This window comes from Pseudomonas sp. DE0010 (assembly GCF_007680745.1).
Classification (GTDB): Bacteria; Pseudomonadota; Gammaproteobacteria; order Pseudomonadales; family Pseudomonadaceae; genus Aquipseudomonas; species Aquipseudomonas parafulva_B.
Genome location: NZ_VEJQ01000281.1, coordinates 1 through 242, shown reverse-complemented (window position 1 = coordinate 242; position 242 = coordinate 1). Strand labels below are relative to the sequence as shown.

Here is a 242-nt window from a genome sequence, read left to right as displayed (position 1 = left end):
GCCTGGCGGTGGACGAGCGCCTGCGCCTGGTGCCCTTTGGCGCCCCCGACGAGCTGGATCTGCAGGCCTTGGAGCAGGCCCTGGCCACCGACACCCAGTGGCTGACCCGCCGCCTGCAGGCGCTGGACGTCCCGGCCGATACCCTGGTGATCCTCGACTGCCCCACGGGCTCGACGCCCCTGAGTCGTCAGGCCCTGGCCCTGGCCACCCGGATCCTGGGGGTGACGACCGCGGATGCGACC

Annotated in this window: 1 protein-coding gene; it reads left to right on the top strand. The window is 73.6% G+C overall.

The annotated features are described in order from the left end of the window. Positions 1-8: 8 nt before the first annotated feature. Positions 9-242: cellulose synthase operon protein YhjQ/BcsQ (locus tag FS767_RS22540; protein WP_305986830.1), on the top strand; the 234-nt coding region annotated here is incomplete at its 3' end.